We start from the raw sequence: 22,197 nt of genomic DNA on the forward strand, positions 1-22,197 counted from the left end.
CGCTCAGGCGGTGCCGGTGCCCTGCTGCGCGGGCGGACGTGATCCCCCCGGGCATCACCGGCGTACATCCCTCCGGGCATCGCCCGCGCGTCGCCCGCGGACTGCCCGCGCACCGTCCGTGAACCGTGCGTGGGCGCCGGTGTGCGACGCACCGGTGTGCGTCCCGCCGGGGGCTCGTAGAATCGAGCCCACCATGGCCTACCTCGACCACGCAGCGACCACTCCGATGCTCCCGGAGGCGATCGCGGCGATGACCGCCCAGCTCGCCGTCACCGGCAACGCGTCCTCCCTGCACGCCGCCGGGCGCCGGGCCCGCCGTACCGTCGAGGAGTCCAGAGAGACCCTCGCCGACGCCCTCGGCGCACGCCCCAGCGAGGTGGTCCTCACCTCCGGCGGCACCGAGGCCGACAATCTCGCGGTGAAGGGTCTCTACTGGGCCCGCCGCGACGCCGACCCCCGGCGCACCAGGGTCCTCGCGGGCCCCGTCGAGCACCACGCCGTCCTGGACGCCGTCGACTGGCTCGCCGAGCACGAGGGGGCGACCGTCGAGTACCTCCCCGTCGACCGCTACGGGCGGGTGCACCCCGAGGACCTGCGCGAGGCCGTCCTGCGCAACCCGGACGACATCGCGATGATCACCGTGATGTGGGCCAACAACGAGATCGGCACTGTCATGCCGGTACGTGAACTGGCTTCCATCGCCCGCGAGTTCGACATCCCCATGCACGCCGACGCGGTACAGGCCTTCGGTCAGCTGGAGGTCGACTTCGCGCGGTCGGGGCTGTCCGCGATGACCGTCAGCGGGCACAAGATCGGCGGCCCGTTCGGGATCGGCGCGCTGCTCCTGGGCCGCGAGTACACCCCCGTACCCGTGCTGCACGGGGGCGGGCAGGAACGTCATGTGCGCTCCGGCACCCTGGACGTGCCCGCCGTCGCCGCGTTCGCCGTCGCCGGCCGGCTGGCGGCCGAGCGGCGCGAGGAGTTCGCGCACCGCGTCGGCGCCCTCCGGGACGACCTGATCACCGCCGTGCGCCGGGCCGTACCGGACGCCGTGCTCGGCGGCGACCCGGACCCGGGCGGGCGCCTGCCGGCCAACGCCCACTTCGGCTTCCCCGGCTGCGAGGGCGACTCGCTCCTGCTGCTGCTGGACGCACAGGGCATCGAGTGCTCCACCGGTTCGGCCTGCACCGCCGGGATCGCCCAGCCCAGTCACGTCCTGCTGGCCACCGGCACCGACCCCGACCTGGCCCGGGGCACCCTGCGCTTCTCGCTCGGCCACACCACCACGCGGCAGGACGTCGAGGACCTCGCACGCGCCATCGGCCCGGCGGTGGAGCGCGCCAGGACCGCGGGACTCAGCTGAGGGCCGGGGGCCGCTGCGAGGCCCTGAGCCCCGGGGGCCCGCTACGAGGACCGGATCACGCGGCCCCGGAGCCCGAGGGCTTCGCCGGCTCCGTCGGCTTCGTCGTCGCGGCCCGCCGCACCAGCTTCAGATAGCGGTCCCAGTCCCAGTGCGGACCGGGGTCGGTGTGGTCCGTGCCGGGCACCTCCACATGCCCGATGATGTGCTCGCGGTCCATGGGGATGCCGTACCGCCCGCATATCGCGGCCGTCAGCCGCGCCGACGACTCGTACATCTCCTTGGTGAGGTCCCCAGGGCGGTCCACGAAGCCCTCGTGCTCGATGCCGACGCTGCGTTCGTTGAACGACCTGTTGCCCGCGTGGTACGCCACGTCCAGCTCACGGATCATCTGCGCCACATGGCCGTCCTTGCGCACCACGTAGTGCGAGGCGGCGCCATGGGCGGGGTCCTGGAAGACCCGGACCGCGCTGGCGAAGCTGCCCTGGGTCACATGGATGACCACCCGGTCGATGCCGTAGTCGTCGGGGCGGTCCGCGCGCCGCCAGTTCGCCTCCGAGGCCGCGACCCACCGGGCGTCCGCGTAGTCCAGCTCGCCCGGCCTGCGGGGCTTCTCCACGCCGGGCACCCGCCACCAGACATGCCTGAGCTCGTCGCGGGCCAGCACGACGGCACCCGTCGCCGTCACACCGCCGCCGATCAGCAGGGCACGCCTGCTGATGCCCGGCGCGGGCCTCTTCCGCGAAGCCCGGTCGTTTCCCTTGGTCCCCATGTGAGCGACAACGCATATCCGCGAGCGTTCGGTTCCCGGCGACCCGTACCCTGGTGAGGCTATGACCCATACTTCCCAGCGCCCCCTCCGAGTGCTCGCCGCGATGTCGGGCGGTGTGGACTCCGCCGTCGCCGCGGCCCGCGCCGCCGAGGCGGGCCACGACGTGACCGGTGTGCACCTCGCCCTGTCCGCGAACCCGCAGTCCTTCCGTACCGGGGCGCGCGGCTGTTGCACGATCGAGGACTCCCGCGACGCCCGCCGCGCGGCGGACGTCATCGGCATCCCCTTCTACGTCTGGGACCTGGCGGAGCGCTTCCGCGAGGACGTCGTGGAGGACTTCGTCGCGGAGTACGAGGCGGGCCGCACCCCCAACCCGTGCCTGCGCTGCAACGAGAAGATCAAGTTCGCCGCGCTGCTCGACAAGGCTCTCGCGCTCGGCTTCGACGCCGTGTGCACCGGCCACTACGCCACGGTCGTACTCACCGAGGACGGCAGCCGCGAGCTGCACCGCGCCTCCGACATGGCCAAGGACCAGAGCTATGTGCTCGGCGTCCTGGACGAGAAGCAGCTCGCCCACGCGATGTTCCCGCTCGGCGACACCCTCACCACCAAGGACGAGATCCGGGCCGAGGCCGAGGCCCGGGGCCTCGCCGTCGCCAAGAAGCCCGACAGCCACGACATCTGCTTCATCGCCGACGGCGACACCCAGGGCTTCCTGGCCGACCGCCTCGGCGGCAGGGCAGAGGGCGACATCCTCGACGAGTCCGGTACGAAGCTGGGCACCCACGACGGCGCCTTCGGCTTCACCATCGGCCAGCGCAAGGGCCTGCGGATCGGCCGCCCCGCGGCAGACGGCAAGCCGCGCTACGTCCTGGACATCTCCCCGGTGAACAACACCGTCACCGTCGGCCCGGTCGAGGCCCTCGACGTGACCTCGCTGACCGCCATCAAGCCCCGCTGGTGCGGCACGCCCCCGGTGGGCCCCGGCACCTACACCGCCCAGCTCCGCGCCCACGGCGGCGAGACCGAGGCCGGCGCCGAACTCGTGGACGGCACGCTGCACGTCACCTTCACCGAGCCGGTACGGGGCGTGGCCCCCGGCCAGGCCGTCGTGCTGTACGACGGCACCCGGGTGGTCGGCTCGGCCACGATCGCGACGACGGCGCGGCGCGAGACGGTGGTAGCGGGCTGACCCGTCTGCAGGGCTGGCACCGGTCGGACAGGCGTCATAGGCTGCACCTGCGGATCGTCCGCAGGTGGTGTACGTACGACGGGGTCCGCCTCCCCGTCCTGCCGGGAGGCCGAGGGTGCTGCTGCGTTTCCGGGTGGCCAATCACCGCTCGATCCGTGATGAGTGCGAGCTGTCGCTCATCGGACCGGATCACGGTGGCGGCAACGCCCGAGTGACCGGACTCCGCCATGACGGGCACGACGTGTCCGCTCTGCCGGTCCTGGGCATCTTCGGTTCCAACGCTGCGGGCAAGAGCAACATGCTGAGCGCGCTGTCCGACATGCGTCACGCGGTCCGCACATCGTTCGCCGACTGGACGAAGCTGCCCGGTGTGCCCCGCGAGCCCTTCAAGCTCGACCCCGCGTGCGCGGAGGAGACCAGTCTGTACGAGGTCGACCTCTCCCTCGGCCGCAGCGGTACCCGCTTCACCTACGGCTTCGAGCTCTCGGACGAGCGCGTCGAGGCCGAATGGCTGCACGCCTACCCCGGGGGCGAGCGGGAGACCTGGTTCGACCGGGAAGCGGGCCGTCCCGATGCGGAGGGCGGGGAGTTCGTCTTCGAGGGCGAGGGCTTCAAGGGCAATCGCGAGCTCCTGGTGTCCGTCACCCGCGAGGACGCCCTGTTCCTGTCCACCGCCGCCACGCTGAACGACCCCCAACTCTCCGCCCTGCACCGGTGGTTCCTGGACAACCTGTGGCTCGTGACGCCCGGCGAGGACGTCGGGCACCGCACCAGGTGGACCCTCGACCTCATCGAGCAGAACGCGAAGGACGGATACCGCGAGCGGGTCCTCCATCTGCTGGCCGCCGCCGATCTCGGCGTCACCGGCATGGAAGTCGACCCGGATACCGGGGCGGTCAGGCTGCGGCACCGCACGGGGGACGGAACCGATACCCCGCTGGACTTCCTGACCGAGGAGTCTTTCGGCACGCACGCCTGGTTCGCCTTCCTCGGGCCGATGTTCACCGTGCTCGACAAGGGGGCGGTGCTGCTCGTGGACGAGCTGGATTCCTCCTTGCACCCGACGCTGGCGGCTGAGGTCGTGCGGATCTTCCAGGACCCGAAGGCCAACCCGCGCAACGCGCAGCTGATCTTCACCACGCACGACGCCACCCTCCTCGGCAGTGAGGTGCTGGACCGGCCGCTCGGCCTCGACCAGGTCTGGATCGCGGCCAAGGGCCGGTCGGGTGCGACGGAGATCTATCCGCTGACCGCCGCCCACCCGAAGGACGGCGAGAACCTGGAGCGCGGCTATCTGCGCGGGCGCTACGGCGGGGTACCCCGAGTCAGCGCGGGGGAGATCGCCCGCGAACTGTCCTGGCAGGAGGAGAAGGCAACAGCGTGAGTACGCGGGGCGGGCAGCAGGTACAGCACGACCACCAGGGGCAGACGGACGAGCAGCCCCGGCGGAAGCGTAAGAGCCGCAAGGGCGAGGAGAAGCCGCTGGTGGCCCCCGCGCCACCGCTACCGGCCGATACGCGGGCGCAACGGGTGCTGTACGTCGGCTGCGAGGGCGAGTCCACCGAGCCGGACTACCTCAACTACCTCAACGAACGCTTCGGGGACGGCAGCGTCACCGGCGGACGACGGTTCCGTATCCAGCCGGTGTACGCCAAGAACGGACTGACACCGGCCAGAGTGGTCGCCCAGGTTCAGGCCAAGGCGGAGGAGGACGAGGCCTGGGCCCTCTTCGACCGTGACCAGCACCACGACATCCCCGAGGCTCTGGATCTGGCGGCCGAGCAGGGCACCGAGGTCTGCTTCTCGCACCCGTCGTTCGACCTGTGGCTGCTGCTCCATTTCCAGGCGTTCGGTGGCAGGCGCAGCGGCAGCAGCGAACACGTGGTGGAAACGCTGCGGCAGGCGGACCCGGCGTTCAAGAACTTCGACAAACGGAACGACAAGAGCGTCAAGGACGGGCGTCGCGCGGCGTTGACGAAGAAGGAGTCCGCCGCCGTCAGCCATGCGCGGGGCCTGGTCGCCCAGTGCGAGCATGGCGCATGCAAGGCAAAGTCCACCCGGAAGGACCGCCACCAGTGGGAGGGCGCTCCGGAGCGCCCCGATCCACTGATCCCGCACTCGGGCCACGCCGACGACTGCCCGGTCCTCGACCGTGACCCGTCCACCGATGTCTGGCGGCTGCTGGTAAGTCTCGAAATCGTGGACGCCTGATCGCGCGGGAGCCCGCCCGATCCGGCCATCGGTCCGCGTCGCATCCGCGGGACGTCTACGCTTCCCTGAGCACTCCGATCCGCTCACCGTACGTACGAAGGAATGGCGCGTGGCCAGAATCACCCTGCCCGAGCTCGAACGGCACCTGTATTCGGCCGCCGACATCCTGCGTGGTCGGATGGACGCCTCCGAGTACCGGGACTACATCTTCGGGATGCTCTTCCTCAAGCGCGCCTCGGACGAGTTCCAGCCCGAGTGGGACCGCGTGTACCGGGAGGCCCTGGACCGGACGAAGGACGAGACGAAGGCGCTGAAGCGGGCCAACGACCCGGACTCGTACACCCAGGTCTTCTACGTACCGCCCCGGGCGCGCTGGTGGAAGGGACCCCACCGCGACCTGGAGGCCCCGAACAATTCCGCGCCCGGTATCCAGACCCTCACCAGCCAGGTCGGCGAGCGGCTCGACCAGGCGATGGTGGCGCTCAGTGAGGGCAACGAGCGTCTCGCCGGTGTGACCACGCACATCAGCTTCAACGAGGTCGTCGGCACGAAGCCCCGTTTCACCGACGCCGAACTGTCCCAGCTGATCCGCCACTTCACGCTCTACCGGCTGCGCAACGAGGACTTCGAGTTCCCCGACATGCTGGGCGCGGCCTACGAGTTCCTGCTGGGGGAGTTCGCCGACTCGGCCGGGCAGAAGGGCGGGGAGTTCTACACCCCGCGTGCTGTCGTACGCATGATGGTCCGGCTCGTCGACCCGAAGGCCCGGGAGTCCGTCTACGACCCGTGCGCCGGCTCCGGCGGCATGCTGATCGCGGCCCGCGAGCATGTGGAGGAGCATGGTGAGGACCCGACGCATCTCTCGGTCAACGGCCAGGACAAGAACGGCCCCTCCTGGTCCATGGCCAGCATGAATATGGTGCTGCACGGCATCCGGGAGTTCGACCTCCAGCACGGTGACACCCTCACCGAACCGCTGCACTTCCAGCCGGGCACCACGCGACTGCGCCGGTTCACCAAGGTCCTCTCCAACCCGCCGTTCTCCCTGAACTACGACGCCTCCCTGGTCAGGAAGGCCGATGAGGACCACGGGAAGCGGATGAAGCACTGGGCGCCGGAGGGCGGCAAGAAGGCCGACCTCATGTTCGTCCAGCACATGGTGGCCGTGCTGGAGGAGGAGGGCGTGGCGGCGATCGTCATGCCGCACGGGGTGCTGTTCCGGGGCGGCAAGGAACGTGACATCCGCGAGCAGCTCCTCAAGGACGACTGCATCGACGCGGTCATCGGCCTCGGCCCGAACCTGTTCTACGGGACGGGCATCCCGGCCTGCGTGCTGGTGCTCCGCCGCCCGCACCGCAAACACGAGGACCGGACGGGCAAGGTCCTGTTCATCAACGCCGACCGGGACTTCACGGTGGGCCGGAACCAGAACGAACTCCGCCCGGAGCACGTCGAGAAGATCGTCACCACGTACCAGCAGTGGCGCCAGATCCCCCGGTACTCGCGTGCGGTCGAGGTCGAGGACCTGCGGGCTGCCGAGGCCAACCTCAACATCCGCCGTTGGGTGGACAACTCGCCGCCCGCCGAACCCCAGGACGTACGAGCGCACCTGTACGGCGGCGTACCGGTGACCGAGGTCGCGGACCGGGCCGAGCTGTTCCGCTCGTTCGGCGTGGACGCGACGGAGCTGTTCGCCGTACGGGACACCGACCCGGACTACTACGACTTCATGCCGGAGGGCCCCGACGCGACGGCGGCCCGCATCCCGTGGCTGGCGGAGAAGAAGAAGTCGGAGCTGGACGAGGTGTACGGCGCGTGGTGGAAGGCCCACGCACCGCTCTTCGCGGGGCTGGCGGCCGACCGTGAGCTGATGAAGCTGCGGAGTGGGCTGCTGGACTCGTTCAAGCGGGACATCGGCGCCGTCGGTGTGATCGACGAGTTCACCACGGCCGGCATCATCGCGGACTGGTGGGCCACCAACCGCTACGACATGAAGGCGCTGGCGGCAGGCGGGTTCGAGCGGGTGCTGACCGGCTGGGTCGACTCGGTCGAGGCGATCGTCGAGCCCGTGATCCCAGACGACGACACCACTACCCGTAAGACAACGGTCACGGCCGCTGACCGCCGCCGCGCCATGGACCAGCCGGTCGTACGCGTACTGATTCCGGAGTTCCTGGACGCGGTAGCGGCGGCGGATAAGGCAGTCACCGAGGCCGACGTGGCGCACAAGACGGCTCTGGAAGCGCTGGCCGAGGCGGAGGGGCCGGAGGCGGCGGACGGGGACGCGGAGGCGGCTGCGGAGGGCGCGGAGCCGGAGGAGGACGCCGCTCCGGTGGCCTCTGCGGAGGAGATTACCGTGCTGGCCAGTGATGTCGCGGCGGGCAAGAAGGCTCTGGCGGCTGCCAGGAAGAAGCGGAAGGGCCTGGACGAGGTGTTCCTGCCCCAGTTGAGGGCCGCGCGGGACGTGGTGAAGGACGCGGAGGAGGGCGGCCCGGAGCGGGTGGTGCTGGAGGTCCTGGACGCGGACCTGTCCGGTCGCCTGGACTCGGCGACGGCCGCACGACGGCGCGAGTTGGTAGCGGCGTTCCGGAACTGGGTGGAGAAGTATGCGGTGTCGCTGACGGACCTGGAGGCGGAGAGCGACGGGGCTGCGGACGAGCTGGGGAAGTGGCTGGAGGAGTTGGGTTATGTCTGACCGCGCGAGTGATCGCGTCGACTGCCTGGTGCTGGACCACTATCTCCGCGATATCGACACTGGGAAGAGCCCGACAGCGGAGAACACACCGGCTGGAGACGGGGAATGGGGGGTGCTGAAGGTCAGCGCTGTCCAGGAGGGCTGGTTCCAGTCACATGAGAACAAGGTGATCCGAGACGCGGCACACATTCACCCCCGCTTTGAAGTACGTCCGGGTGACCTCCTCATGACCAGGGCGAACACCGAGGATCTGGTCGGACTGGCCTGTATCGCTGCAACGCCGTCGCCACGACTCATGCTGAGTGACAAGACACTTCGGCTGGTAGTCGATGAGGAGGTTGCCGACCCAGCGTTTGTCGCCCTCGCTCTGCTGCGCCCGTCCGCGAGAGGGCAAGTCCGGGCAATGGCTACGGGCACCAGCGCTGGAATGAAGAACATCAGCCAGCGACAGATCCGCAATTTGAAGGTACCGCGTGCATCCCTGGAGGAGCAACGCCGGATCGTCGCCGTGCACGCCGCCTTCGAGCGGCGGATCGGTGGGCTGGAGCGGGAACTAGACAAGCTCGATCATCTCCGGCGTGGCCTGCGAGATGGAGTCGTATCAGGGCCGCTGACGCGGCTCGGGGAGGTGCTTGCCGAGAAGCCCAAGAATGGATACTCCCCATCCGAAGTACGTGAGTGGACCGGCCTACTGGCTCTTGGCCTGGGGTGTCTCACCAGCGAGGGCTTTGTTCCCAAGCAGTTGAAACGAATTCCAGACAGCCCCATGGCTCACAGATTTAGGTTGGTGGACGGCGACCTGCTCATGAGCCGGGCAAACACCCGTGAACTCGTGGGGTTGGCCGGTCGCTACCAGGATGTCGGGCAGTCTTGCATCTACCCAGACCTCATGATGAGGCTGCGCCCGGACGAGCAGCGCTGCCTCTCCGCATATCTGGAAATGGCTTTGGCTTCTAGCTCTGTTCGCGCAGCCGTCCAGGCCGAGGCCCGAGGAACCAGTGAGAGCATGGTGAAGATCAGCGCGGGTGTGGTCGAAGCGCTGAGCATCCCGCTACCGAGCTTGGAGAGGCAACGCGAAGCCGTCGAGGCGGCTGAGTTGCTCGACAGTCGAATCGTCAAACAACAAGCGGTGGTTGCCAAGCTACGCACCGTCCAGCGGGGGGTTTGCGAGGACCTACTCAGGGGGTAGGAGTGCGACCCTGAATCGGCGTCTCCAGTCAGCTGAGGTCAGGTTGTCCGGCCTTGATTCCGACGATAAGTGCGCGCAGTGCAGCTCGGTTTGTCGACAGGATGACAGCTGGGCTGTCGCTCTCTCGGAGCGCGATGGCGCTGACGCTGTATGCGGCGACCTCGACACAGGCGTTGCCCGAAGCCTCCGAGAACGAGGACTTGGTCCAGTTCAACTCGGGTGATTCGGGCAAGTGAGTCTCCTCCTACAGTCCACCGGCGATCTCCAGGATGAGATCCCTGGACTCACTCGGATTCAACGCCACCTGTTCGACCAAGTCCAGTCGACGGCGGAAGTTGGCCAGCTGCGTTGGCGAGTCTATGAAGACAGCGCCGATTGGAGAGTCCACCTCTACGGTGTCCAGGTGGTGGCTGGCGGCGGATACGTACATCAGGGTGTCTCCGGCCATGGGGAAACCTTCGGCTGTGAAGGGGATCACCAGTAGTTTGACGTTCGGGCGCTCACTTTCCTCCATGAGGTGCGCCAGCTGCGCCTTGGCTACTCGGCGGCCCCCGATCCGGAGCCGAAGCGCCGCTTCATGCACCAGGCCCAGGTAGGGAACCCCATGTGCCTTCGTGACCACGTTGTGTCGCGCTAGCCGATGCGCCACCCGCAGCTCGATCTCAAGGCGAGGCAGCGGCGGCACGAAGAGGTCGAAGAGGGCGCGTGCGTGCTCCTCCGTCTGGAAGAGCCCAGGGATGTGGGCTGTCTGTAGGGTTCGCAGGCCAGTTGCGTGATGTTCGAGTTCTGCCACGTCCAGAAAGTCCGGCGGGATTTTTCCCCGGTATTCGTCCCACCAGCCTCGCGGTCTCCCTCCGGTCATGGCTGCGAGGGCATCGATGAGTTCAAGATCGTCGCACTCGTAGATGCTGGCCAGGCGCCGCAGGCGTTCGTTGCTGATACCGAATCGTCCCGACTCGATGTTGGAAATCATCGTTCGGTCCGTGCCGAGCCGCTCGGCTGCTGCGGGTGCCGACATGCCGACTGCATCGCGCAGCCGGCGTAGCTCGGCCCCGAAACGGCGCTGGCGAATCGTGGGGGAATGGCGTGGTGCCATGGATCAACTCCTTGCTCGCGCGCACATCTTGCCGACCTTGGAGGTAGAGGGTCCAGCAGAATCTTAGTTATTACCCGTTTTGGTGAATCCAGTAGCACGGGTAGTACTCATGGCTTAGGTTGTGACCTGTGCCACTCAGGCGGCTGTCGTCGTCGACGGAAGCGCACCGATCCACCCTGCCCACCCGGGAGAGCAGGCCCCGCACCGGCATTGCCACCGTCGCTCGCGGCACAACCGCCCCCAACAACCGCAACCACACCTGGCGCACGCCCACTTCACCCACCCACCCACCCACCCACTCGCACGCACCCCAGGAGGTGCCCGTGAGGACCGAGCCCACCCCCTACGCCCCGCGAGCCCCGTACGACGACACCCCGTACGTACTCCACCCCACTCCCATCCCCTTCGCCGACCCCTGGTGCTACGAACTCGTCTTCCCCCGCGATCCGCGCGGCCCGCGCATCGCCCGTACCACCCTCCGGGCCGTTCTCGGGGCGCACGAGCTGGTCGAACTCAGCTACCGCGCCGAGCTGTTGACCTCCGAGCTGACCACCAACTCCGTGCGGTACGCCCAGGGCCCCGCCGGTGTACGGCTCCAGTGGCGGCACCCCGTGCTCAGGATCAGCGTCTGGGATCTCAGCCCGGACCTGCCCAGGCCCTACACGCCACCCGCCGGGCCGGACGCGGAAGCCGGCCGGGGCATGGCCATCCTCGAACTCGTCGCCGACCGATGGGGCGGATGTGCCATAGGGGAAGGGGAGTTGGGCTCGGGCGGCAAGACCATCTGGTTCGAGCTGGCGCTCACCAGCTGACCCCTGCCCCCCGCTCGGCCGCCCCGCCCTCCGCCCTGGCCGATCCGGTGCCCGCCGGTAGAGTTCTGCGTACACCCATACGGGTGCGGGTGGGACGTACGGTGACGGGCGCGCGGGGAGACCAGGCATGGGGCAGCCGGAGTACGACAAGACCGAGAAGCCGCTGACCGGGCAGCTGACCGCCATGGGGTGGACGCACCTCGAAGGCGGCCCACCGCGCGGCACGGTCACCGAGCCGGGCTCTTCCGGGCGGACGAGCTTCGAGCAGGTCGTCTACGCACAACGGTTCCGGGACGCGGTGGCCCGGATCAACCCCGGCCCCCATGGAAAGACCTGGCTCTCCGACGCCCAGCTAGATCACCTCCTCGCCCGGGTCCAGGGCACGGCGCCGGGATTCGGAAGCCCGGGAAGAGGCGTCGCGGGCAACCTGGACGTGACCGACCTTCTGCGCAAGGGGATCCCCTCCCGGACCGTCCCCGGCTGGTCCAAGGGCAAGCCCGAACACATCAAACTCGTCGACTGGGACGGTGAGTTCGAGAACGGCAATGACTTCCTCGCCGTCTCGCAGTTCCGGGTGGAACGCAAGAATGCCGCACCCGTCGTCCCGGACATCGTCCTGTTCGTCAACGGTCTGCCCTGGGTCGTCATCGAGTGCAAGGCCCCCCTGGTGTCCGCCCGGAAGGAACAGCGCGCGGCGCTGGACGCGGCCGTCGAGCAGGTCATCGGCTATGCCGGCGTGGACGCGCCGGCGGCCGTCGCGGAGTTCGTGCGCTTCGCCCAGGTGCTGATCGGAACGGACCGGGACCACGCCGAGCTCGGCACCGTCACCGCCGACTCGCTGCGCTTCGCGCCCTGGCGGACCACCCTGCCCGCCACCGAGGAGCAGGTGCGCGAGGAGACCGGCAGGAGCATCGGCACCGCGCTGAGCGACCAGGACATCCTGGTGGCCGGTGTGCTGAGACCAGCACATCTGCTGTCCCTGGTCCGGGACTTCACCACCCAGGCCGGGAGCGGCCAGCGTACCGTCAAGATCATTGGCCGCTACCCGCAGTTCAAGGCCGTGCACAAACTGGCCCAGCGCCTGCTGGAACGGCGCAGGAAGATCGACGCCGGTGAGCCGGTCGACCAGCGGGGCGGAGTCGTCTGGCACACCCAGGGCTCCGGGAAGAGCCTCACCATGGCCTTCCTCGTACGCCATCTCCGCAGTACACCCGCTCTCAGGGAACACAAGGTCGTCGTGGTGACGGACCGGCTCGACCTGGAGAAGCAGATCCGGGGGAGCCTCGCCGCGAGCAACCAGAAGATCTACCGGGCCTCCAGCGTGGCGCAGGCGCGCGGCTACCTCGCGGTGCCCGTGCCCGACCTCGTACTCGTCACCCTGCAGAAGGCGCGCAGGGACGACTCGGAGTACGACGGCCGCGAGGAGAAACTTCCTGGAGGGGACGACGGCGAAGGCCATCTGTACAACCGCGTTCAGAACCCGAGCCCGGACATCGTCGTCCTGATCGACGAGGCCCACAGGGGCCAGGACCGGTGGCAGCACGCGCGACTGCGGGCCATGCTGCCGAACGCCATGATGGTCGGCTTCACCGGAACCCCGATCCTCAGCGACAACCGGAAGACCACCGAAGACATCTTCGGCCCCTTCGCCGACCTCTACACCCTGCGCGACGCCGAGCGGGACGGTGCCGTGGTTCCGGTGCGTTACGAGGCGTACAGCGTCCCGCTGGAAGTGATCGAAAAGGCGGCGCTGGACGCCGAGTTCGACGAGAAGGTGCCTGCCGACCCCAAGAAGCGCGAGCGCGTCCTGGAGAAGTTCGCGCGGCGCAAGGAGATCCTCGAAGCTCCCTCCGTGATCGAGGCGAAGGCCGATTACATGCTGCGGCACTGGGCGCGGAACGCGCTGCCCGACCGCTTCGGCGCCCAGCTCGCTGCTGTTTCCCGGCTTGCGGCGGTCCGATACAGGGACGCCCTCATCGCGGCACGGAACCGCCTGGTGGAGCAGATCGACGCCCTCGACCCGGAAATCATCCACGATCCGATGGCAGCCTTCGAGGCCGAAGGGGAGGAACGTGAGCTGCTGGACCTGGTCGCTCACCGGGACCTGCTCAGGTCCATCGAGGCCGCCGTGGTGATCTCCGAGGCCCAGCCGAACAGTGGGCGCAAGGACCCCGAGGCATGGAAGTGCTGGACCTCGAAGTCCCTGCAGGACGACTACATCGAGCGCTTCCAGAAGGGCATCGGCGACCCGCTCGCTGCTGCCGAGGACCCCGCGTGGAAAGTGTCCGCCCACGGGACCTCGGCGTCCGGACTGGGCACGCCCGGCGGAACGGGGGAGGTCTGGCACCCGGACAGCCGGCAGCCGGATCCTGCGGTGGCCGAGCAGGAGGAACCGGGCGAGGCACCCATGGCCTTCCTGGTCGTGCAGTCGATGCTGCTCACCGGCTTCGACGCCCCCGTCGAGCAGGTGCTCTACCTCGACCGGGCGCTGTCCGGCGCGGGGCTGCTCCAAGCCGTCGCCCGCACCAACCGCCCGTACCGGGACAAGCGTTGGGGCCAGGTCGTCGACTTCATCGGGATCGGCCCGGAACTCGCCCGCTCGCTCGGGGAGTACGACAAGGCGCACCTGCGCGAGCTGTACGGCTACGACACGTTCGTCGACCACCTCGACAAGAAGACGTTCACGGGCAATCAGCCGGTCCGGGACCGCCTGCTGCTCCAGGCCGACGCCGCTGCCGACGCCCTGCTCGCAGATCTGCGTACCCGCGTCGCCGACTTCCTGGAACGGGAGGGGATCACCTCCCTCAAGGCGGAGGAACAGCGGGAGGACCTGTTGGCGGCCCTTGAGGACCCCTTGTTGCGCGCCGATTTCGACGAGCTCGCGCGGGACTTCCTCACCGCCCTCAACGCCGTGCTGCCACGACCTGAGGCCTTGAAGTACGAGGCGTTCGCCGGGCTACTCGGCGAGGTTCAGTACCTGGCACGTCGCCGCTACCTCGACGGGCGTGACGACTTCAGCCCGCGCCGCTACGGTGCCAAGATCAGGCAGCTGATGGTACGGCATCTGAACGTGACGAACATCGAGCAGCGAGTGCCTCCCATCGAGCTCACTGCCGCGGATTTCATGGAGCGGGTCAACGCCAACAGCGACCCGCGTGCCCGGGTCTCCTACATGACCGGTTCGGTCAAGGTGCGCATCGCGGCGGAGATCGGCTCCGACCGGGCCCGCTACACCCGCTTCAGCCGACGTCTCGACGAGATCGTGCAGCAGATGCAGGACGACTTCGAGAAGGCCGCCGCCGAGCTCACCCAGCTGGTCGGCGACATGAACACGAACGAGGCCGAGGACACCGGTACCGGCAGCGGACTCGACCCGTTGACCGAGCGGCCGGTCCACGGACTGCTCGTACAGGAGTTGGAGGAAGGCGCGCTGACCCCGCCGGGTGCTGACCTGATGGCAGCCGCCCGTGCCCTCACCGTGGAGATCGCCGGACATGTGCGCTCACCGGACATCGTGCACCTGGTGGACACCAGGGACCGGGTCCGTAAGCATCTTCGTGTCAGTCTGGAGACGCACGTCTCCCTGGACTGGGAGGACACCGGCCCGCTCGCCGGGCTCCTGGTGGAGCTGGCCGTCGAGCGCCGCGACGACTTCCTTCGGTACGGGGGACGGACCGAGAGCTGAACAGCGGGTGGGGCGGGCCCGGGGAGCGCCGGGCCCGGGTGGTAGGAATGCCCGGTGAGTACTCCCGTACAGCAGGCGATCGCAGCGCTTCCCGTGCCGGGGGAGTGGGCGTGGCAGGTCGTTGTCCGGCCCCGGCGGCGCACCCTGGGTATCGAGGTGGCCGACGACGGCGGCGTGCTGTTCGCCGTGCCGCCGGATGCCGACCCGGCCGCCGTCGCCGCCGCCGTACGGTCGCGGCTGCCACGGCTCGCGCTCGAAGTGCGGCGCAGGCGGATCCGGCCGCCTGAACCGGTCAAGGAACTCGTCGGGGGCACCAGTTTCGCCTATCTGGGCCGCCGTCACCGGCTCAAGCTCGTACCGGCGGGTGAAGGGCGTCGCGTGCGGTTGTACCGGGGCTGGCTGGAGCTGCCCCGGCCAAAGACGCCGGACGAGGGTGCTCGCCTGATCGCTCAGTGGTATCAAGCCTGTGGCACCCGCTGGCTCATCGGTCGGCTGCCGTCGTACGCGTCACGGGTCGGGCTGCCTCCCCCTCCTGTCGAGGTCTGTGACCTCGGCCGACGCTGGGGGGCACTGGACCCGGACGGTTCCATCAGGGTGCACTGGGCGGTACTGCAACTGCCGACATCACTGGTGGACCTGGTCCTCGTTCATGAACTCTGCCATGCGCGGGTCGCCGGGCACGGTGCGGCGTTCCGCCGACAGGTGCGACGAGTGCTTCCCGACGCCGAGACACGCGAGAGGCAGTTCGCCGAGGCGGATCCCGAGCTGTGGCGTGGGGCGATTCGGTGACGTCGGTCAGCTGAAGCCGTCTCGAACCGGGCGAGAGAGCGCCGAAGCCTGTACAGGCTACGCCGCCCGGCAGGCGTACACGTCCTTGGCGAAGAAGGACGCCAGCACCGGGGCGATCACCTGGGGCGCCACCTCGCGCGTCTGGCCCGTCAGGGTGCGGTGGCGGGCGCGTGGCAGTGCGTCCGCGAGGCTGCGGGCCGTGTCGCGGGCCTGGAGGGGGCTGAAGCCGCCGACGACGACCATCGTGCGTGCGGTGACGGACGCCAGCCGCTCGGCCGGGAGCGCGCCGTTGCCCAGGATCGCGTCGTCGTACGCGAGGGTGTGCGCCACCGACTCCAGGCCGGGCCACATCGGTGCCCGCCGCATCCGGGCGATCATCCCGGCCGTGACACCGGTCGTGGACAGGTGCAGCTCCACGGCTCCGCCGAGATCCCCGGCGGACAGTAACCGGTGCAGCCGGTCCGTGTGGCGGGCCTTGTGCACCAGACCGGAAGGGCCCGGGGTGTACGGGGGTTCGTAGACCGCGAGCAGATCCACCGGCAGCCCCGCCGCCTGCGCCTCCAGGGCCAGGGCGCCGCCGGACAGCATGCCGAAGACGGAGACCCGCTCGCCCACCGCGCCCGCGACCGCGGCCAGGTCCTCGGTCTCCCGCCGCACCGCGTACCGGCCGCCGTCGCCACTGGCGCCCCGGCCCCGGCGGTCGTACGTGACGACGGTGAAGCGCGGTGCCAGCAGGGCCGCGAGGGGCGCCTCGGTGGCCGCCGTGCTCAGCGCCCCGCCCACCAGGACGACGGGGGGCCCGTCGCCCTGGCGGCGGTAGGCGATCGGGGTGCCGTCGGCGGAGAGAGTCTTGTCCATGTGACGGCTGACTCCGGCGGCGCCGAGAACTCATCGCCGCCGCCGGAGAATTTCCGGGGGAGTCTGCCAGGGCCCTCCGGTGCGGCTTTCCTGACGCTCCCGCCGGCCCTGTTCGCGGGCCGGCCTCCGGCCACGGGGTCGCCGGTGGCCGGGGCCCCCGTCGGCGTCCCCGGGCTGCTACCCGGTCACCCGCTCGGTCGCGTAGAAGCAGAAGTGGTCCTTGATCGCGGCGACTTCGGGCTTCGGGTCGGGGTAGGCCCAGACGAGGTCGGCGGCACCCGGCACCGACCAGTAGGCGGCGTCGCCCTTGAACGGGCAGTGGGTGATGGTGTCCGAGGCCGTGAGCAGCTCGGTGCGGACGTCCTGGGGCGGCAGGTAGTAGCGGACCGGGCAGCCCGTCTCGCGCAGCACGAGCGGGCGGCGGCTCTCGGCCAGCACCCGTCCGTCGTGCACCGCCCGGACGTGCTCGGTGCCCGGCTCGACGGTGATGCGGTGTCCTGGAGTGGAAGTCATGCCCGTTGCAGCGGTCCGGTGGCCCGAATTCTTCCCCGGATCCGTGGGCTGTCGGTGGCGGATCGTACGGTGGCTCCATGAACATCTGCGTCTTTCTCTCCGCCGCCGACCTCGACGACCGCTACACCGTGCCCGCCCGGGAGTTCGCCGAACTGCTCGGCAGAGGAGGCCACACTCTGGTCTGGGGCGGTTCGGAGAGCGGGCTGATGAAGGTCGTCGCCGACGGGGTCCAGAAGGCGGGCGGGCGGCTCGTCGGGGTGTCGGTGGACTTCCTGGCCGACCGGGCCCGGACGAACGCCGACGAGATGGTGATCGCCCGCGATCTGGCCGAGCGCAAGGCGCTGCTCCTGGCGAAGGCCGACGCGGTCGTGATCATGGTCGGGGGGACCGGGACGCTCGACGAGGCCACCGAGATTCTGGAGCTCAAGAAGCACGGCAAGCACGCCAAGCCGATCGTCCTGCTGAACACGGCGGGCTTCTACGACGGTCTGCGCCAGCAGTTCCAGCGCATGGAGGACGAGGGCTTCCTGCCGCTGCCCCTCACCGACCTGGTCTTCTTCGCCAAGGACGGTGTCGGCGCGCTCGCCTACCTGGAGGAGTCCGCCGGGCAGCGGTGACGGGCCGCCCCGGTGCGCCGGTGCCGGTGATGGGAGGATCGGCACATGTCTACCCACCTCATCACCGGCGCCGGTTCCGGCATCGGAGCAGCCGTCGCCCGCCGTCTTCTGGAACGCGGTGACGAGATCGTCCTGCTGGCCCGGGACGCGGGCCGGGCCAAGGAGCTCGCCGGTCTGCACCCCGGTGCCCGTACGCTCGTCGGCGACCTCGGCAATCCGGACCGGCTCTCCTGGGCGTTCGGCCAGCAGACGGTGCCCGAGCGCATCGACTCGCTGCTGCACATCGCGGGAGTCGTGGAACTCGGCCGTGTGGGCGAGCTCACCCCCAAGGCCTGGCACTTCCAGCTCAACGCCAACCTCGTCGCCCCCGCCGAGATCACCCGCCTCCTGCTGCCGCAACTGCGCGTCGCCCAGGGCCATGTGGTCTTCGTGAACTCGGGCGCCGGGCTCCAGGCGCACGCCGAGTGGGGTGCGTACGCAGCGAGCAAGCACGGCCTGAAGGCCCTCGCCGACTCGCTGCGCCACGAGGAGCACGGCAACGGGGTCCGGGTCACCTCCGTCTACCCCGGGCGCACCGCCAGCCCCATGCAGGCCAAGGTCCATCAGCAGGAGGGCAAGGAGTACGACGCCACCCGGTGGATCGACCCGGAGTCCGTGGCCACCACGATCCTGATGGCGCTCGACCTCCCGCGCGACGCCGAGGTCAACGACCTCACCGTCCGCCCCGGACGCTGAGAGCCGGCCTGTCGCCCCGCACCCGTAGGCTTCCCGGGTGAGCGAGAAGAGCAAGTTCAGCGGGTGTGCGGCGACCGGGGTCGGGTCCATGCCCGGGGGAGACGCGCGGGAGGCGGCGAAGACCGTCACCGGTTCCTTCGCGGACGGTCGGGGAATGCCGCATCTGGCGGAGCTGCCGGCCCGCGGTCCGGGCGCGGACATGATCGGCCGGACCATCGGGATGCTCGTCGAGATGTACGGCCATGTCGAGCCGAGCGGCTGGCGGATCAGCGACCGGCCCGGCCGTGACACCAAACGGGCCCGGTCCTGGCTCGGTGAGGACCTGGACGCCCTGGAGGAGTTCACCCAGGGCTACGAGGGGCTGCTCAAGGTGCAGGCCGTCGGCCCGTGGACCCTGGCCGCGGCCCTGGAGCTGCGGGGCGGCGAGGCCATGCTCGGTGACCCCGGCGCCTGCCGCGACCTGGCCGGTTCGCTGGCCGAGGGGCTGCGCGCGCACCTCGCCGACGTACGCCGCCGGGTGCCCGGAGCGCAGGTGGTGCTCCAGCTCGACGAACCGTCCCTGACGGCCGTGCTGCTGGGGCGGGTCCGGTCCGCGAGCGGCTACCGCACCTACCGGGCCGTGGACCGCCAGGTCGTCGAGGCCACCCTGCGCGAGGTGCTCGCCGTGCGGGGTGACGGGCCGGGGATCGTCCACTCCTGCGCCCCCGAGGTGCCGTTCGCGCTGCTGCGCCGGGCCGGTGCCGACGGGATCTCCTTCGATTTCTCCCTGCTCACCGAGCGTGAGGAGGAGACGATCGGGGAAGCGGTCGAGGGCGGCACCCAGCTGTTCCTCGGAGTCGTGCCCGGCACCGATGCGGCCTCGGCCGGATTGTCGGACCCGGGCGGTAGCGTCATGGGAGTCAGGACGCTGTGGAGCAGGTTGGGGCTGAATCCGGGGACTCTCACCCAGTCCGTCGTGATCACTCCGTCGTGCGGGCTCGCGGGGGCGTCCCCCGCGTACGCCCGCGCCGCGCTCGCCCACTGCGCCAGGGCGGCGAGATCGCTCGCAGACAACCCTGAGTGATGGGGACGACGGGTCAACGGGAGGACGGGATGATGGCCGGCGAACACCGGGCAGAGCAGTCGGGCACAGTGCCGGCGGAGGCGCAGGAGGAGCACGCGCGGCTCTCCGAGCAGGTCGAGGAGCACCGCTTCCGGTATTACGTGAACGACCAGCCGGTCGTCAGCGACGCGGAGTTCGACCGGATGCTGCGCGCGCTGGAGGCCCTGGAGGACCAGCACCCCTCGCTGCGTACACCGGACTCCCCGACCCAGAAGGTCGCCGGTCCGTACCGCACGGAGTTCACCTCCGTGGAGCACCGGGAGCGCATGCTCTCCCTGGACAACGCGTTCGACGACGAGGAGCTGGCGACCTGGGCCGAGCGCGTCGCCAAGGACGTCGGCACCACGGACCACCACTTCCTGTGCGAGCTCAAGATCGACGGGCTCGCCGTCAACCTCACCTACGAGAACGGCCTGCTGACCCGCGCGGCGACCCGCGGCGACGGCCGTACCGGCGAGGACATCACCCCCAACGTCCGGACGATCTCGGAGATCCCGCACCGGCTGAAGGGGGACCGGATCCCGGCCCTCGTCGAGATCAGGGGCGAGGTCTTCTTCCCGATGGAGGGCTTCGAGGAGCTCAACGCCCGTCTGGTGGCGGCCGAGGACAAGCCCTTCGCCAACCCGCGCAACGCGGCGGCGGGTTCCCTGCGCCAGAAGGACCCCAGGGTCACCGCGACCCGACCGCTGCACATGGTGGTGCACGGCATCGGCGCCCGCGAGGGCTTCGAGATCGACCGCCTCTCGCACGCCTACGAGCTGCTGCGCGAATGGGGCCTGCCCACGGCCCGGCACAACAGGGTCGTGGACACGCTCGACGGCGTACGGGAGTTCATCGCGTACTTCGGCGAGAACCGGCACTCCGTGGAGCACGAGATCGACGGCGTGGTCGTCAAGCTCGACGAGATCCCGCTCCAGGGCCGGCTCGGCTCGACCTCGCGCGCCCCGCGCTGGGCGATCGCCTGGAAGTACGCCCCGGAGGAGGTCAACACCAAGCTGGTGAACATCCGGGTCGGCGTCGGCCGCACCGGCCGCGTCACCCCGTACGCCCAGGTCGAACCGGTCGAGGTGGCGGGCTCCGAGGTCGAGTTCGCCACCCTGCACAACCAGAACGTGGTCAGGGCGAAGGGCGTCCTGATCGGCGACACGGTGGTGATCCGCAAGGCGGGCGAGGTCATCCCGGAGATCCTCGGCCCGGTCGTCGACCTGCGCGACGGCACGGAGAGGGCGTTCGTGATGCCCTCCGAGTGCCCCGAGTGCGGCACGGAGCTGCGCCCGATGAAGGAGGCCGATATCGACCTCCGCTGCCCCAACGCGCGCTCCTGCCCCGCCCAGTTGCGGGAACGGATCTTCTACCTGGCGGGCCGCAAGAGCCTGGACATCGACCACTTCGGCTACGTCGCGGCCGCCGCGCTGACCAGACCGCTGGAGCCCGCCGAGCCGCCGCTGCTGGACGAGGGCGATCTCTTCGGCCTGACCGTGGACCGGCTGCTGCCGATCCGGGCCTATGTCCTCGACCAGGACAGCGGACTGCCCAAGCGCGACCCGAAGACCGGCGAGGAGAAGATCGCGACGGTCTTCGCCAACCAGCAGGGCGAACCGAAGAAGAACGCCCTCGCGATGCTGGAGGGGATCGCCGCGGCGAAACAGGCTCCGCTGGCCCGGATCCTGACAGGGCTCTCCATCCGTCATGTCGGCCCGGTGGCCGCCCAGGAGCTGGCCCGTCAGTTCCGCTCCATCGACCGGATCGACGAGGCGTCCGAGGAGGAGCTGGCCGCCGCCGACGGGGTCGGCCCCATCATCGCCGACTCGGTGAAGCGGTGGTTCGCCGAGGACTGGCACCGCGAGATCCTGCGCAAGTGGCGGGAGGCCGGAGTGCGGATGGAGGACGAGGGCGCCGGGGAGGACGAGGGTCCGCGACCGCTCGAAGGGCTCACCGTCGTCGTCACCGGCACGCTGGCCTCGTACACCAGGGACGGCGCGAAGGAGGCGCTGCAGAGCCGGGGGGCGAAGGTCGCCGGATCGGTCTCGAAGAAGACGGCCTTCGTGGTGGTGGGGGACAACCCCGGCTCGAAGTACGACAAAGCGATGCAGCTCCAGGTGCCCGTGCTCGACGAGGACGGCTTCGCCGTGCTGCTCGGACAGGGGCCGGAGGCGGCGAAGGAGGCCGCACTGCCCGGCGCCGAAGAGACCGCACCGCCCGGCGCGGAAGAGGCGGCGCCGCCCGTCGGCGGGTGACCCGAACAGCGGACGGGAGCGTACGGGCGGTCCGTTGTGGCCGTCCGTACGGGGCGGGCGGGGCGGAGCGGCCGGTTCCGTACATCTCGAACACGGCAGCGATCGAGATGTCTTCGAGACGACATCGAGACACCCGACAGGCGTGGCGGCCGATCAGGGGGGAAGAAAACGGGCCAGAGGGGGCGAGTGGCGACCGGGAGGCCCGAATGGCCGACCGCTGCCACCCGTTCGGCGCATATCAGAAGGTGACGGGTGGTCGGCTCGCAATCGGGCAAGAGCTGTAGAGCGCTGCCCGTGGAAGCCCTTCGCGGCCTACTGTTGAGACGTGCGCCTG

Annotated in this window: 18 protein-coding genes; 13 read left to right on the top strand and 5 right to left on the bottom strand. The window is 69.7% G+C overall.

Annotation, left to right across the window (positions count from 1 at the left end; genetic code table 11):
• The first annotated feature begins 193 nt into the window (after window positions 1-193).
• Entirely contained in the window at window positions 194-1,363 is a 1,170-nt protein-coding gene (locus OHA98_RS08945) for a cysteine desulfurase family protein (protein WP_266924075.1), read from the top strand.
• A 55-nt stretch (window positions 1,364-1,418) separates the two neighbouring features.
• Here OHA98_RS08945 and OHA98_RS08950 read toward each other — a convergent pair whose 3' ends face one another.
• The gene (locus tag OHA98_RS08950) at window positions 1,419-2,132 is read right to left on the bottom strand and encodes an N-acetylmuramoyl-L-alanine amidase (RefSeq protein ID WP_266924077.1); all 714 of its coding nucleotides are present in this window, start codon (window positions 2,130-2,132) and stop codon (window positions 1,419-1,421) included.
• 61 nt (window positions 2,133-2,193) lie between these two features.
• Between OHA98_RS08950 and mnmA the strand changes: the two genes are divergently transcribed.
• The 5 genes from mnmA (at window position 2,194) to OHA98_RS08975 (ending at window position 9,419) form a co-directional block, all read left to right on the top strand.
• Window positions 2,194-3,324 (top strand): tRNA 2-thiouridine(34) synthase MnmA, encoded by a 1,131-nt coding sequence (gene mnmA / locus OHA98_RS08955; protein WP_266924079.1) that lies wholly within the window; start codon window positions 2,194-2,196, stop codon window positions 3,322-3,324.
• 115 nt (window positions 3,325-3,439) lie between these two features.
• On the top strand, window positions 3,440-4,708 hold the full coding sequence (locus OHA98_RS08960; RefSeq protein WP_266924081.1) for an ATP/GTP-binding protein: 1,269 nt from the start codon (window positions 3,440-3,442) through the stop codon (window positions 4,706-4,708).
• Window positions 4,705-5,535 (top strand): RloB family protein, encoded by an 831-nt coding sequence (locus OHA98_RS08965; RefSeq protein WP_266924083.1) that lies wholly within the window; start codon window positions 4,705-4,707, stop codon window positions 5,533-5,535. Before OHA98_RS08960 ends, OHA98_RS08965 begins: the two co-directional genes overlap by 4 nt.
• A 109-nt stretch (window positions 5,536-5,644) precedes the next feature.
• Window positions 5,645-8,230, top strand: a complete 2,586-nt coding sequence (locus tag OHA98_RS08970; protein ID WP_266924085.1) for a class I SAM-dependent DNA methyltransferase — start codon at window positions 5,645-5,647, stop codon at window positions 8,228-8,230.
• Window positions 8,223-9,419 carry a hypothetical protein gene (locus OHA98_RS08975; protein WP_266924086.1) on the top strand — a complete coding sequence of 399 codons (1,197 nt, stop codon included), beginning with the start codon at window positions 8,223-8,225 and terminating at the stop codon, window positions 9,417-9,419. Before OHA98_RS08970 ends, OHA98_RS08975 begins: the two co-directional genes overlap by 8 nt.
• Window positions 9,420-9,447: 28 nt before the next feature.
• Here the strand turns inward: OHA98_RS08975 and OHA98_RS08980 are convergent, their stop codons facing one another.
• Together OHA98_RS08980 and OHA98_RS08985 are read right to left on the bottom strand one after the other, a co-directional pair.
• Window positions 9,448-9,651: a DUF397 domain-containing protein gene (locus OHA98_RS08980; protein ID WP_266924088.1), complete on the bottom strand. Its 204-nt coding sequence runs from the start codon at window positions 9,649-9,651 to the stop codon at window positions 9,448-9,450.
• A gap of 12 nt (window positions 9,652-9,663) precedes the next feature.
• Window positions 9,664-10,515 carry a helix-turn-helix transcriptional regulator gene (locus OHA98_RS08985; RefSeq protein ID WP_266924090.1) on the bottom strand — a complete coding sequence of 284 codons (852 nt, stop codon included), beginning with the start codon at window positions 10,513-10,515 and terminating at the stop codon, window positions 9,664-9,666.
• A 323-nt stretch (window positions 10,516-10,838) separates the two neighbouring features.
• On the opposite strand from OHA98_RS08985, the gene OHA98_RS08990 reads away from it, so the two are divergent.
• The 3 genes from OHA98_RS08990 (at window position 10,839) to OHA98_RS09000 (ending at window position 15,801) form a co-directional block, all read left to right on the top strand.
• Window positions 10,839-11,327: an ATP-binding protein gene (locus tag OHA98_RS08990; RefSeq protein WP_266924092.1), complete on the top strand. Its 489-nt coding sequence runs from the start codon at window positions 10,839-10,841 to the stop codon at window positions 11,325-11,327.
• A gap of 127 nt (window positions 11,328-11,454) precedes the next feature.
• Entirely contained in the window at window positions 11,455-15,012 is a 3,558-nt protein-coding gene (locus OHA98_RS08995) for a type I restriction endonuclease subunit R (protein WP_266924094.1), read from the top strand.
• Window positions 15,013-15,066: 54 nt separating this feature from the next.
• Window positions 15,067-15,801, top strand: coding sequence for a M48 family metallopeptidase (locus tag OHA98_RS09000; protein ID WP_266924096.1), 735 nt, complete (start codon window positions 15,067-15,069; stop codon window positions 15,799-15,801).
• Between the two features lie 57 nt (window positions 15,802-15,858).
• On the opposite strand, the gene OHA98_RS09005 is transcribed toward OHA98_RS09000, so the two are convergent.
• On the bottom strand, window positions 15,859-16,659 hold the full coding sequence (locus OHA98_RS09005) for an alpha/beta fold hydrolase (protein ID WP_266924098.1): 801 nt from the start codon (window positions 16,657-16,659) through the stop codon (window positions 15,859-15,861).
• Between the two features lie 177 nt (window positions 16,660-16,836).
• Entirely contained in the window at window positions 16,837-17,172 is a 336-nt protein-coding gene (locus tag OHA98_RS09010) for a DUF427 domain-containing protein (RefSeq protein WP_266924100.1), read from the bottom strand.
• 77 nt (window positions 17,173-17,249) lie between these two features.
• On the opposite strand from OHA98_RS09010, the gene OHA98_RS09015 reads away from it, so the two are divergent.
• Genes OHA98_RS09015 through ligA form a run of 4 tightly spaced genes read left to right on the top strand, consistent with a single transcriptional unit; the run spans window position 17,250 to window position 21,863 of the window.
• A complete protein-coding gene (locus OHA98_RS09015) occupies window positions 17,250-17,789 on the top strand; it encodes a TIGR00730 family Rossman fold protein (protein ID WP_266924102.1) in 540 nt (179 codons plus the stop codon).
• Between the two features lie 45 nt (window positions 17,790-17,834).
• Window positions 17,835-18,524, top strand: a complete 690-nt coding sequence (locus OHA98_RS09020) for an SDR family oxidoreductase (protein ID WP_266924103.1) — start codon at window positions 17,835-17,837, stop codon at window positions 18,522-18,524.
• Window positions 18,525-18,561: 37 nt separating this feature from the next.
• Complete coding sequence (locus OHA98_RS09025) at window positions 18,562-19,587, top strand: methionine synthase (protein WP_266924105.1); 1,026 nt, start codon at window positions 18,562-18,564, stop codon at window positions 19,585-19,587.
• 32 nt (window positions 19,588-19,619) lie between these two features.
• Window positions 19,620-21,863, top strand: coding sequence for an NAD-dependent DNA ligase LigA (gene ligA, locus OHA98_RS09030; protein WP_266924107.1), 2,244 nt, complete (start codon window positions 19,620-19,622; stop codon window positions 21,861-21,863).
• The last annotated feature ends 334 nt before the right edge of the window (window positions 21,864-22,197 follow it).

The sequence above is a fragment of the Streptomyces sp. NBC_00654 genome, assembly GCF_026341775.1.
Classification (GTDB): domain Bacteria; phylum Actinomycetota; class Actinomycetes; order Streptomycetales; family Streptomycetaceae; genus Streptomyces.